Source organism: Peribacillus sp., assembly GCF_059453735.1.
Window position 1 is genome coordinate 1 of record NZ_JAZVJO010000490.1, and the last position, 12,026, is coordinate 12,026.

Consider the following 12,026-nt stretch of genomic DNA (forward strand, 5'->3'; position numbering starts at 1 on the left):
GGTGTTAAAACAGTAAATAAAACAGCGGATGTCAACGTACAGTATGCTGCAAGTTTTGGCGATGCTGCTAAAGGGCAAGCCATTGCAAACAGTATGTATGGATCAGGAATTGATATCATCTACCACGCTGCCGGCGGAACAGGTAATGGTGTATTCTCTGCAGCAAAAGAATTGAAGAAAAAAGATCCTGAAAGCAATGTTTGGGTAATCGGTGTTGACCGTGACCAAGTAGAAGAAGGTAAAGTGACTGTAGATGGAAAAGATTATAATGTTACATTAACTTCAATGGTAAAACGTGTAGACGTTGCTGTTCAAGATTTATCTAAACAAGCTCTTGAAGGTGAATTCCCAGGCGGTAAAATCATTCAGTATGGTATTGAAGAAAATGCGATTATGGTCTCGGATTCAAAAGACAATGTTTCTCCAGAAGCATTGAAAGCGGTTGATGAATATACAGCAAAAATTAAATCCGGTGATCAAAAAGTTCCAAGCACACGTGCAGAGCTTAAAGAAATGGGATTTTAATAGACTGATATTGGAGTAGGAGGGCGTTATTGCCCTCTGTTCCATACCTTGCTGAAAAACTGAATGAAAGACTATAACAGTTTATAGTTTTTCCTTTGTTTTTTTTGAGGCAAACGGTTTGGTCTTTAGAAAGACTCATATTCTTGTAGGGGTTGATTAAAAGTGGAACATATTATTGAGATGCTCAATATCCGTAAGGAATTCCCTGGAATTATTGCGAATGACAATATTACTCTGCAGTTGAAAAAAGGAGAGATTCATGCTCTATTAGGGGAAAATGGAGCAGGGAAATCTACTCTGATGAACGTTTTGTTTGGGTTGTATCAACCTGAGGAAGGCGAAATTCGCGTAAATGGAGAACCTGTTAAGATTACTAATCCTAACATTGCCAATGAACTTGGCATTGGAATGGTTCATCAGCATTTTATGCTTGTCGATCCGTTTACGGTCACCGAAAATATTATTCTCGGAAAAGAACCATCCAAAGCTGGACAGATTAATTTGAAAAAAGCAAAAAAAGAGGTTAGAGAGTTATCTGAGCAATATCATTTACATGTTGATCCAGATGCGAAAATTGCCGATATATCTGTTGGTATGCAGCAACGTGTCGAAATTTTGAAAACATTATATCGAGGAGCAGAAATTCTAATATTTGACGAGCCGACTGCTGTACTTACGCCTCAGGAAATTAAAGAATTGATTTCTATTATGAAGGCACTTGTGAAAGAAGGAAAATCGATTATTCTCATTACTCATAAGCTTAAGGAAATTATGGAGGTTTGTGATCGAGTTACCATTATTCGTAAGGGAAAAGGAATTGGGACTGTTAACGTCAATGAAACGAATCCCGAAGAACTTGCTAGTTTAATGGTTGGTAGAGAGGTAGTTTTCAAAACAGTAAAAAAAGAAGCCAGTCCCACTGATGTTGTTTTAGCGATAGAAGAGTTAAAGGTAAAGGACTCTAGAGGAATTGAAGCGGTTAAAAACTTATCACTTACAGTACGATCCGGCGAAATTGTCGGGATTGCAGGTGTAGATGGCAATGGACAGTCGGAACTGATTGAAGCGCTTACAGGATTGAAAAAAGTTGCCGATGGTAAGATTAAGCTGAAAAATAAGGAAATCCAGAATTTAAAACCAAGAAAAATAACTGAATCCGGTATCGCACATATTCCCCAAGATCGTCATAAGCATGGCTTGGTCCTTGATTATACAATTGGAGAAAATATGGTGTTACAAACCTATTATCAAGAACCTATCTCAAAAATGGGAATTTTAAATGAAAAGAATGTGTATGACAAAGCAAGAAAGCTAATAAAAGAATTTGATGTACGTACTCCAGATGAGTATACTCCGGCTAGAGCCCTATCCGGAGGTAATCAACAAAAAGCGATTATTGGCCGGGAAGTAGATCGGAATCCGGATTTACTAATTGCTGCGCAGCCTACCCGAGGCTTAGACGTAGGAGCAATTGAATTTATCCATCAACGTCTGATTGAGCAACGTGACCATGGGAAAGCGGTATTGCTGATTTCTTTTGAATTAGATGAAATTATGAACATCAGCGATCGAATTGCAGTGATTTATGAAGGTGAAATTGTGGCTATTGTTAACCCTAAAGAAACCACAGAACAAGAACTAGGGCTGCTTATGGCAGGAAGTAAGCGTAAAGAAGCGGGGGATACAGCCAATGTCTAACAAACTAAAAATGATAAGCATCCCAGTTCTCTCGGTCGTTTTAGGATTTATAGCTGGCGCAATAATTATGTTGGTAAGCGGTTACGATCCTGTAGCAGGTTACTCGGCTATGGTAACGGGGATCGTCGGTGACTCGTTTAATCTAGGGGAATCAGTCAGACAGATTATCCCTTATATTCTTGCAGGTCTGGCCGTCGCATTTGCTTTTAGAACCGGTCTCTTCAACATTGGTGTTGAGGGACAGCTAATTGTAGGGTGGTTGGCATCTGTATGGGTTGGAATCACATTTGATCTTCCTGCGATCATTCATTTACCAGTGGCTGTTCTTGCCGGCGGTCTTGCCGGTGCTTTGTGGGCATTCATCCCTGGGATCTTAAAAGCAAAATTCCGAGTACATGAAGTTATCGTTTCAATTATGCTCAATTATACCGCCCTTCATGTTACGAACTATATCATTAATAATGTTTTGACAGATAAAATGGATAAAACAGGTGTAATAAAAGACACGGCTAGTCTCCGTTCCCCTTTCTTTGAAAGTATTACAGAAGGATCACGGATGCACTGGGGTATTTTCGTAGCGATTATTTGTGTCTTCATCATGTATTTTATTCTTGAAAAAACAACAACAGGTTTTGAATTAAAGGCAGTAGGGTTTAACCAGCATGCTTCTGAATACTCAGGTATGAGTGTGAATAAGAATATTGTTCTTTCAATGGTTATTTCCGGTTCATTTGCAGGTCTTGCCGGTTCAATGGAAGGCCTGGGAACTTTCGGATATGCAGCGATTAAAACCGGGTTTACCGGTATCGGTTTTGACGGTATTGCCGTAGCCTTGCTGGGTGGAAATACAGCGATTGGTGTTGTCTTTGCTGCTATCCTTTTTGGAGGCCTAAAGGCAGGAGCTTTAAATATGCCATATGAAGCTGGAATTCCGAGTGAGATCGTTGATATTGTTATTGCCTTAATTATCTTCTTTGTTGCTTCTAGCTACTTTATCCGTTACATCATTGGCCGCATTACTAAAAAGGGGGTGAAATAAGTGGACTTATATCAAATCTTAGGAATTATTGTACCAGCAATGATCGCGCTGGCAGCGCCACTTATTTTCACTGCGCTTGGCGGTGTGTTTTCTGAACGAAGCGGTGTCATAAATATTGGTTTAGAAGGATTAATGGTTATTGGGGCATTTACGGGTATTGTTTCTAACCTGGTTTTGGCCGATTCTCTGGGAGCATGGACCCCTTGGATTTCCGTGTTGATAGCAATGGTTGTGGCCGCACTCTTCTCCATCTTACATGCAGTTGCAGCCATTACATTTAGGGCAGACCAAACAGTCAGCGGGGTGGCAATTAACCTTCTGGCTGTCGGATTAACGGTCTTTCTTGTGAAGAAAATTTACGGCAAGGGTCAAACGGATATTATAACAGAACCGTTTCCAAGAGTAGATATTCCAATTCTTAGTGATATTCCGTATATTGGTACTATATTCTTCTCAAATGGTTACTATATCTCTTATATCGCTATCCTTTTAGCTTTTGTAGTTTGGTATATTATCTATAAAACACCATTCGGTTTACGGATTCGTGCAGTGGGAGAGCATCCGATGGCTGCTGATACAATGGGGATCAGTGTTACTAAAATTCGGTATGCTGGGGTTATTATATCTGGAGCCCTTGCAGGTATCGGTGGTGCCATATATGCGATCTCATTCTCTAATGATTTCAGTCATGCGACAATTAATGGTCAAGGGTTTATGGCTATTGCCGCCATGATTTTCGGTAAATGGCATCCACTGGGTGCAATGGGTGCTGCTTTATTCTTTGGTCTTGCTCAGAGCTTAAGTGTTGTTGGTGCAAGCCTGCCGTTCTTTAAAGATATTCCAGCTGTCTACTTGTTAATTGCTCCTTATGTATTAACAATTATTGCGCTAGCAGGATTTATCGGACGAGCAGATGCTCCGAAAGCATCCGGTTTGCCTTATATTAAAGGGAAAAGATAATATAGAAACGGCTGGACAGATTTCTTGTCTAGCCGTTTTTTCGTATACATATGAAAAAAGTCTTCAAGCTTGCATGAATTTTCCTTTTGACGGTATATTTTAAGTAGATGATTAAAAGGGTTTTGCTAGACAAATAATAGAAACATTACTTCAAATACATATATATAGGAGGATTTGTATGGCAATAGCAACAGATAACGTGAAAAGTATGCAGGGATATACACTGCATACAATACAAACGACCCAATATAAGACGAATACCTTAGTACTTAAAATGAAGGCACCTTTATCGGATAAAAGTGTCACGCAGCGTTCTTTGCTTCCATATGTATTGCAAGCGAGTACGAAGAACTATCCAACCACCCCTCAACTTCGCTCCTACCTTGATGAATTATATGGTGCCAGCTTTTATGTGGATGTAGGTAAAAAAGGAGAATACGATGTTATCAGCTTTACTATGGAAATTGCGAATGAAAAATTTCTTAGTGATTCTGCACCGTTACTCGAAAAAGGATTTGCGCTGCTTGCTGATATTCTCTTAAAGCCTAACAGTACGGATACTGCATTTGATGAACTATCCTTTACGAATGAAAAACGTTCACTTAAGCAAAGAATTCAATCACTTTTCGATGATAAAATGCGTTTCGCATCGACTAGACTCATTGAAGAAATGTGTCAAGGAGAACCCTATAGCCTTGAGACGCTGGGGAATAACAAAGACCTTGAGGCAATTACTGCAGAATCGCTGTACAGTTACTACAAACAAGCGATTGCAGAAGATGAGATTGATTTGTATGTAATCGGCGACGTGGAACAAACACAGGTAGAGCAGTTTGCAGACCGCTACATTCAGCTAAAGCCGCGTCAGCCTGTGCAGATGCGTTCAATTCAAAAAAACGTGGTAAAGGCAAAAGAGATATTGGAGAAAGATGATGTTAAACAAGGGAAGTTAAACATCGGATATCGGACGCAAATCGTTTATGGTGATCCAGATTATTACGCCCTTCAAGTATTCAACGGTATCTTTGGCGGTTTTTCCCATTCTAAGCTCTTTATTAATGTTCGTGAAAAAGCGAGTCTTGCCTATTATGCTGCTTCTAGGCTGGAAAGTCATAAGGGATTATTGATTGTGATGAGCGGGATAGAAACGGCCAATTACCGTCAAGCTGTTCAAATTATCTCGGAACAGATGAAAGCCATGAAAAACGGTGAATTTTCAGAGCAAGAGCTAGAACAAACAAAGGCTGTTATTCGAAACCAGATTCTTGAAACGATAGATTCTCCGCGCGGACTTGTGGAAATTATTTATCACAATGTCATTGCAAAAATTGATATACCATTAGAAAAATGGCTGCAAGCTACCGAGAAGATAACGAAGTCGGAAATAGTTGAAGCAGGGAAGAAAATCGAGTTGGATACCGTATATTTCTTAACTGGGACGGAGGTACCGCAGTAATGGAAAAAATCAAATTTGATCAATTACAGGAAGAAATTCTGCATGAAACAATGGCGAATGGCTTAGAGGTTTATGTCATTCCTAAAAAAGGATTTAATAAATCGTTTGCAACCTTTACGACCAAATACGGATCCATTGATAATCATTTTGTCCCGCTCGATAAGGACGATTATACGAAGGTACCAGACGGAATTGCACATTTTCTTGAGCATAAACTATTTGAAAAAGAAGATGGTGATGTCTTTCAGCAATTCAGCAAGCAAGGAGCGTCAGCAAATGCCTTTACTTCGTTTACTAGAACAGCCTATCTTTTCTCAAGTACATCTGAATTTGAACTAAACTTAAAAACATTAATTGACTTTGTCCAGGATCCTTATTTCTCCGAAAAAACAGTTGAAAAGGAAAAAGGGATTATTGGACAAGAAATTAATATGTATGATGATAATCCTGATTGGCGGTTATATTTTGGCACGATACAAAATATGTATCATACCCATCCAGTAAAAATCGATATTGCCGGGACGATTGATTCGATTGCTGGAATTACCAAAGATATGCTTTATGAATGTTATCATACGTTTTATCATCCAAGTAATATGCTCCTATTTATTGTTGGAGAAGTAAATGGAAAAGAAATCATGGATAAGATTCGCTCGAATCAAGAAACAAAAGACTACCAGCCTCAGCCGGAAGTTAAAAGGCAGTTTGAAGACGAACCGAGTGAGGTGGCTGTGAAAAAGAGTCAGTTGAAGATGAATGTTCAGACACCTAAGGTTATGCTTGGAATAAAAGCTCGTCATGTAAATCTTCAAGGTAAGGAGCTTCTAAAGACTGAATTAAGTGCTAATATTCTTTTGGAAATGCTCTTCGGCAAGAGCTCTTCTATCCATGAAGATCTTTATTCGACTGGATTAATCGACCAATCCTTTTCTTATGACTATACCCAGGAGCAGGGATTTGGGTTTGCGCTTCTTGGAGGCGATACGCTCCATCCAGATGAGCTGTCAGAAAAATTGACCGATCTATTACTTCAAGCTAAAACAGGAACAGGTCTTGATGAAAAAAGCTTGGAGCGGATTATTAAGAAAAAAATTGGTTCTTTTCTTCGCTCTTTAAATTCACCTGAATACATTGCTAATCAATTTACCAGATATGCATTTAATGATATGAATTTGTTTGATGTTGTTCCAATCTTAGAACAAATCCGTTTTGACGATATTAAACAAACGGCTGCAACATTAATTGATGAATCACAAATTACGGTCTGTCAGGTTATCCCAAAATAAGAGAGTGCCTTGTCATTACGACAAGGCTTTTTGAATGATTAAAGGAGCAGGAAAATGGAAAAAAGATTTGCTTTAATTACGGGAGCGAGCGGTGGGATAGGCAGAGCAATTGCTTTAAAACTTGCTGAAGATGATTACTCCCTTTATCTGCATTATAATCAAAATGAAAAATCGATTACGGAACTAATGAGTGAGCTTGACCGGTTTGATATTGAAGTCATTCCCATCCAAGCCGATTTAGGGAAACCTGATGGTTACAAACAAATAACTGCTCAAATTTTTTCTTTACACGCTGTTGTTTTGAATAGCGGCAATAGTTTTTATGGATTAATGAGTGATACAAATGATCAAATCGTGCAGCAGATGACACAACTTCATGTGGCAAGTCCTTTTCAATTAACACGTGAATTGCTGCCAAAGCTTATGTCTGCAAACAATGCTTCCATAGTCGCTGTAACGTCCATTTGGGGTCAGGCAGGTGCTGCTTGTGAAGTGTTTTACTCTATGGTAAAGGGAAGCCAAAATGCCTTTGTTAAAGCACTGAGTAAAGAGTGTGCGCTGAATAATATCCGCGTAAATGGAATTGCCCCAGGTGCGATTTCAACAGCCATGCTGGATGGGTTTACCGAAGAGGAATTTGATCAATTGAATGATGATATTCCGATGGGGAGAGTCGGTAAACCGATTGAGATTGCTGAAACAGCTGCCTTTTTGTTATCGTCTAAAGCTTCTTACATTACCGGTCAAATAGTGGGGGTTAATGGAGGTTGGTACTAACTCATCTGATACATGCATAATTTAAATCGCTTCTTCACAAACTAACTATGTACGAATTGAAAGAAGGGATGATGAAAGATGTCTGTATTAGATAATTGGGATCAATGGAAAAACTTCTTAGGAGATCGCTTGCATCAAGGGGAGCACCAAGGCCTTCAGCAAGATACTATAAGTAATCTTGCTTTTGAAATTGGCGACTACTTGGCTAAACAAGTGGAACCTCAAAATGATCAAGAGAAAGTGCTTGCCGATTTATGGTCAGTAGCAAGTGATGAAGAAAAGCATTCAATTGCGAGTATGATGGTTAAATTAGTGGAAAACAATGGTACACAGTAATTGATTTAAGGCCCTGTCATTTGATGGGGCTTTTTTTATTGTCATTGGTCAGATGCATGAGGGATTTATCTAACTGTTCATAATTACCTGCCACAGCGCAAGAATTATTTTAAATTTAAGTAAAGATTAGCCTTAATTTTAGAATGTTTTCGCTTTTAACTTAACCCATTATGCTATATTATAGAAAATAGACAATCATAGGGGTAGTTTTCCGCGATTCCGGGCACAAATGCGGTTTTTTTCACAAAACTACCTTATAAATAAGATCCTGTCACTTAAGGAGTGTTTGGATTGGAAAAAAAAGAATGGTATTTTGAATATGAAATACAAAAGAACCGTCCAGGTTTGTTAGGTGATATTTCTTCGCTGCTCGGTATGCTTTCGATTAATATCGTTACCATTAATGGTGTAGACGAAGGTAGACGGGGCATGCTATTAGTGGCAAATGACAACTGGAGTATTGAAAGATTTGAATCGATATTGTCGACAATGGACACCATAACGGTGCATAAAATAAGAGAGCCGAATCTCCGTGATCGCTTGGCTGTCAGGCATGGCAGATACATTCAGCGTGATGCCGATGAAAGAAATACGTTTCGTTTCGTCAGAGAAGATTTAGGGTTGTTAGTTGACTTTATGGCAGAGTTATTCAAACAAGATGGCCATAAGTTGATTGGTATTCGCGGGATGCCGCGGGTAGGAAAAACAGAATCAATTGTTGCCTCCAGTGTCTGTGCAAATAAAAGATGGCTATTTGTTTCGTCCACTCTCTTAAAACAGACTATTCGCAGTCAGCTAATTGAAGATGAGTACAATGACAATAATTTATTCATTCTGGATGGGATTGTGTCAACTCGCCGTGCTAATGAACGTCATTGGCAGCTTGTACGTGAAATTATGAGAATGGATGCGGTGAAAGTAGTCGAGCATCCTGATGTATTTGTTCAGAATACAGAATATACTTTAGAAGATTTCGATTACATTATTGAGTTACGAAACAACCCTGAAGAAGAAATTACATACGAAGCAGCAGACCAAAACGATCAGTTCGGTGCAAATGAATTTGGTTCAATCGATTTTTAAAATGGCAGGTGTTTTAATTGACGGAATTAGGAAATAGACTGAAAGAAGCTAGAACGGCCAGGGGGATGACCCTTGATGATCTACAAGAAGTGACAAAGATTCAAAAACGTTATTTGGTAGGCATCGAAGAAGGTAACTATGATATGATGCCCGGCAAATTTTATGTGCGTGCTTTTATAAAACAATATTGTGAAGCAGTTGGTCTTGAATCAGAAGAAATTTTTGAGCAGTACAAAACAGAAGTACCCGCGATCGCGAATCAAGAATTACCAGACCAGCTGTCACGAGTGCGTACAAGAAAGTCACTATCTCCATCAACTTCGAAATTTATGGAGGTATTCCCAAAAATTCTCGTTTCTATTTTTGTGCTTGGTGCCATTATTCTCGTTTATGTCTTATGGGTAAACTATACTAACGACAACAAAAGCAGCGGCAGTTCTGAAGTGAAAAATGAAGACAATGTTAATTATGGAGAGACCGAAAATTCTCCATTGGAGAAAGAGAAAGAAGAGACTAAAGAACCTGATGAAAAAATGACGGAACCTGTAGAAGAAGAGTCAGAAGGAACAGAAGAGGAACCGGAGCTTGAACAGGAACTCATCTCTGTAAGCAACGCAGGAACTAATAGTACGTATGAACTTAAGAATGCGGATAAATTTCTCCTGAAACTTTCTTCAAAAGGTGAAACGTGGGTAAGTGTTAAAAATGCAAACGGCAAGTCATTATTTGAAGGTATTTTAAAGGACAGCGAAAGCAAAGAAATTGATGTTTCAGAAGAAACAGAAGCGAAAGTTAGAATTGGTAATGCAGCCGCAACCGAAATTTATGTGAATGAAGAGCTGCTTGAATATTCGGTTTCACCAACGAAAAGTACTACACAGACAGTAACAATACAATTCACGAAACCTGAATAGTCATCTTATTGGTGACTATTTTTCTTCATGAGTGTTTAATGCGAATTTTTTGGAGGGTAAAGAAGTGAATCTACCGAATAAAATTACTATATCGAGAATCTGTTTAATACCTATCTTTTTATTAATAATGCTCCTGCCTTTGTCATGGGGAGAACTAAATGTAGATGGACATGTACTTCCAATTACCCATCTTGTAGGGACGCTGGTTTTTATTATCGCATCCACTACAGATTGGATCGATGGGTATTATGCTCGTAAGCTGAACATGGTCACAAACCTAGGGAAATTCTTAGATCCGCTAGCGGATAAATTGCTCGTGCTTGCTGCACTTTTGGTTCTAGTAGACTTAGATTTAATTTATGGACAAACGTGGATTGCAATCGTCATTATCAGCAGAGAACTAGCCGTAACAGGATTAAGAGCCATTTTAGCTGGATCCGGAGAAATTGTGGCTGCTGCTACGTTGGGTAAAATTAAAACATGGGCTCAGATTATTGCCATTTCCGCATTATTACTTCACAATCTGCCATTTGCCTTGTTCTCTTTCCCATTGGCATATATTGCGCTATGGATTGCGTTGATTTTCACTGTTTGGTCTGGTTGGGAATATTTTGCGAAAAATAAATCTATATTTATTAATTCGAAGTAAAGAACGGAGTGACTGGAGAGATGGATGCAGAAATTATCGCGGTTGGATCAGAACTGCTTTTAGGGCAGATTGTAAATACAAATGGCCGTTTTTTATCACAGCAATTCGCAGAAATGGGGATTAACGTTTATTATCATACGGTCGTAGGGGATAATGACAAGAGACTGCAGGATGCAGTCGATATTGCCAAGAAACGTGCAGACTTAATTGTTTTCACCGGCGGGTTAGGTCCTACGAAGGATGATATGACGAAAGAAACCATTTCAAGAATGCTGGGTAAAGAACTTGTTTTTGATCAAGAGGCCCTTCAATCCATTGAAGCTTATTTCACTAAATCAAACCGAGTCATGACTGAAAATAATAAAAAACAAGCACTTGTACTTGAGGGATCTGACATATTAGCAAATGATCATGGCATGGCACCCGGTATGGTCCTGACGGTCGAGAATATTACCTATATGCTTCTGCCAGGCCCTCCAAGTGAGATGGAACCAATGTTCTTGAAATACGGTTATGAAACGCTTATGAAATTGATGGATAAGCATGAACGAATCGAATCTAAAGTTCTGCGCTTTTTTGGGATTGGTGAAGCTAAGTTAGAAACAGTGATTGAGGACTTAATTGAAAAACAGTCCAACCCGACAATCGCGCCGCTTGCAGGCGATGGGGAAGTAACACTTAGGATAACAGCAAAGCATGAAACAAAAGAAAAGTGCGAAGAGATGATTGCTGCAGCTGAAAAAGAAATTTTAACCAGAGTCGGGCAATTTCATTATGGAAATAACCAAACTTCACTTATTAAGGAATTAGTGAAGGAACTTACTGTTCGGAAGCTGACCATTGCAGGAGCCGAAAGCCTGACCGGTGGAATGTTTCAAGAACAGCTGACAACAATCCCAGGAGCAGGTAAAGTCTTTAAAGGCGGTATTGTCAGCTATACAAATGATGCGAAATCAAATGTTCTCAATGTTAAAAACAAGACCATTGAACAATATGGCGTTGTCAGCGAAGAATGTGCGATTGAAATGGCTGAAAACGTCAGCTCTAAGTTTGATGCTGATATAGGAATCAGCTTCACCGGCGTTGCCGGACCTGATACACAAGAAGGAAAACCTGTGGGTACAATATTTATTGGTATTGCCTTTCGTAATGGGAAGTCTCTTGCTAAAAAGCTAAGTCTCTCGGGCAGCCGATCTCAAAATCGGGTTCGCAGCGTGAAATATGGCTGTCATTATTTACTGCAAGAATTAGAAAACATGTAACCCTAAGATTGTATGAAAAAAGGAGATGGCATTGCTGCCGT

The 12,026-nt window shown here is 39.1% G+C and carries 12 protein-coding genes; all 12 read left to right on the forward strand.

Annotated elements, in window-relative coordinates:
- The coding region (locus AC52RT_RS16230; RefSeq protein ID WP_495541707.1) for a BMP family lipoprotein at positions 1-525 on the forward strand (525 nt) is incomplete at its 5' end.
- 162 nt (positions 526-687) lie between these two features.
- The gene (locus tag AC52RT_RS16235; RefSeq protein ID WP_495541708.1) at positions 688-2,223 is read left to right on the forward strand and encodes an ABC transporter ATP-binding protein; all 1,536 of its coding nucleotides are present in this window, start codon (positions 688-690) and stop codon (positions 2,221-2,223) included.
- Positions 2,216-3,262, forward strand: coding sequence for an ABC transporter permease (locus AC52RT_RS16240; protein WP_495541709.1), 1,047 nt, complete (start codon positions 2,216-2,218; stop codon positions 3,260-3,262). The genes AC52RT_RS16235 and AC52RT_RS16240 overlap by 8 nt, the downstream gene beginning before the upstream one ends.
- A gap of 39 nt (positions 3,263-3,301) precedes the next feature.
- Positions 3,302-4,222, forward strand: a complete 921-nt coding sequence (locus AC52RT_RS16245) for an ABC transporter permease (RefSeq protein WP_495541718.1) — start codon at positions 3,302-3,304, stop codon at positions 4,220-4,222.
- A gap of 178 nt (positions 4,223-4,400) precedes the next feature.
- Positions 4,401-5,678 carry an EF-P 5-aminopentanol modification-associated protein YfmF gene (gene yfmF, locus AC52RT_RS16250; protein ID WP_495541710.1) on the forward strand — a complete coding sequence of 426 codons (1,278 nt, stop codon included), beginning with the start codon at positions 4,401-4,403 and terminating at the stop codon, positions 5,676-5,678.
- Positions 5,678-6,964 (forward strand): EF-P 5-aminopentanol modification-associated protein YfmH, encoded by a 1,287-nt coding sequence (gene yfmH / locus AC52RT_RS16255; protein WP_495541711.1) that lies wholly within the window; start codon positions 5,678-5,680, stop codon positions 6,962-6,964. Before yfmF ends, yfmH begins: the two co-directional genes overlap by 1 nt.
- Before the next feature lie 54 nt (positions 6,965-7,018).
- A complete protein-coding gene (gene ymfI, locus AC52RT_RS16260; RefSeq protein ID WP_495541712.1) occupies positions 7,019-7,741 on the forward strand; it encodes an elongation factor P 5-aminopentanone reductase in 723 nt (240 codons plus the stop codon).
- Between the two features lie 78 nt (positions 7,742-7,819).
- Complete coding sequence (locus AC52RT_RS16265; RefSeq protein ID WP_495541713.1) at positions 7,820-8,077, forward strand: DUF3243 domain-containing protein; 258 nt, start codon at positions 7,820-7,822, stop codon at positions 8,075-8,077.
- A 291-nt stretch (positions 8,078-8,368) separates the two neighbouring features.
- On the forward strand, positions 8,369-9,160 hold the full coding sequence (locus AC52RT_RS16270; protein ID WP_495541714.1) for a DUF3388 domain-containing protein: 792 nt from the start codon (positions 8,369-8,371) through the stop codon (positions 9,158-9,160).
- A gap of 17 nt (positions 9,161-9,177) precedes the next feature.
- Positions 9,178-10,074, forward strand: coding sequence for a helix-turn-helix domain-containing protein (locus tag AC52RT_RS16275; protein WP_495541715.1), 897 nt, complete (start codon positions 9,178-9,180; stop codon positions 10,072-10,074).
- 64 nt (positions 10,075-10,138) lie between these two features.
- Positions 10,139-10,723 (forward strand): CDP-diacylglycerol--glycerol-3-phosphate 3-phosphatidyltransferase, encoded by a 585-nt coding sequence (pgsA, locus tag AC52RT_RS16280; protein ID WP_495541716.1) that lies wholly within the window; start codon positions 10,139-10,141, stop codon positions 10,721-10,723.
- Between the two features lie 20 nt (positions 10,724-10,743).
- Positions 10,744-11,985 (forward strand): competence/damage-inducible protein A, encoded by a 1,242-nt coding sequence (locus tag AC52RT_RS16285; protein ID WP_495541717.1) that lies wholly within the window; start codon positions 10,744-10,746, stop codon positions 11,983-11,985.
- The last annotated feature ends 41 nt before the right edge of the window (positions 11,986-12,026 follow it).

Excerpts from the sequence above, each read along its gene's own strand:
- AC52RT_RS16240 (WP_495541709.1), top strand. The coding sequence starts at position 2,216 with ATGTCTAACAAACTAAAAATGATAAGCATCCCAGTTCTCTCGGTCGTT.
- AC52RT_RS16245 (WP_495541718.1), top strand. The coding sequence starts at position 3,302 with ATGATCGCGCTGGCAGCGCCACTTATTTTCACTGCGCTTGGCGGTGTG.
- yfmF (WP_495541710.1), top strand. The coding sequence starts at position 4,401 with ATGGCAATAGCAACAGATAACGTGAAAAGTATGCAGGGATATACACTG.
- yfmH (WP_495541711.1), top strand. The coding sequence starts at position 5,678 with ATGGAAAAAATCAAATTTGATCAATTACAGGAAGAAATTCTGCATGAA.
- ymfI (WP_495541712.1), top strand. The coding sequence starts at position 7,019 with ATGGAAAAAAGATTTGCTTTAATTACGGGAGCGAGCGGTGGGATAGGC.
- AC52RT_RS16265 (WP_495541713.1), top strand. The coding sequence starts at position 7,820 with ATGTCTGTATTAGATAATTGGGATCAATGGAAAAACTTCTTAGGAGAT.
- AC52RT_RS16285 (WP_495541717.1), top strand. The coding sequence starts at position 10,744 with ATGGATGCAGAAATTATCGCGGTTGGATCAGAACTGCTTTTAGGGCAG.